This is a genomic window from Ornithinibacillus proteolyticus (genome assembly GCF_039581225.1).
GTDB classification, from domain to species: domain Bacteria; phylum Bacillota; class Bacilli; order Bacillales; family Amphibacillaceae; genus Ornithinibacillus; species Ornithinibacillus massiliensis.
The window spans coordinates 1-347 of record NZ_JBCPXV010000131.1 but is presented as its reverse complement, the minus strand read 5'-3'; the positions used below and the strand labels follow the sequence as shown (position 1 = coordinate 347).

Below are 347 nucleotides of genomic sequence, written 5' to 3'. Positions count from 1 at the left end.
CGATGTATTTAGGTAGTTCTAAAAAGTTTTCTTCGATCGTATTCAAAAAGGGAATCAATGTACGAGTGTCGGTTGGATTTGGAAATACGTCATAAGCGAGTGCATATTGACCCTCTGTCGCAACTTGGACGTTATACCCTGCCTTCAGTTGTCCGTTTTTCATATAGTCATCTTTCATCCGCATAAAAGTGGCATCTTGATCTGTTTTGGAGTAACTATTGCGGTCTTCAAAAATCTCCATATCCTTTTGATAATTTTGTTTACGCTCAATAAAATCTTCAAATTGCTTACGATATTGTTTTGGTGCTTTTCGCTCGGAACGAAGCTGTTTCCGCTCAACACCAACG

Annotated in this window: 1 pseudogene; it reads right to left on the bottom strand. The window is 38.9% G+C overall.

The window, feature by feature from the left end:
- Positions 1-347, bottom strand: a pseudogene (locus AAIB49_RS19945) (IS5/IS1182 family transposase); the annotation flags it as partial.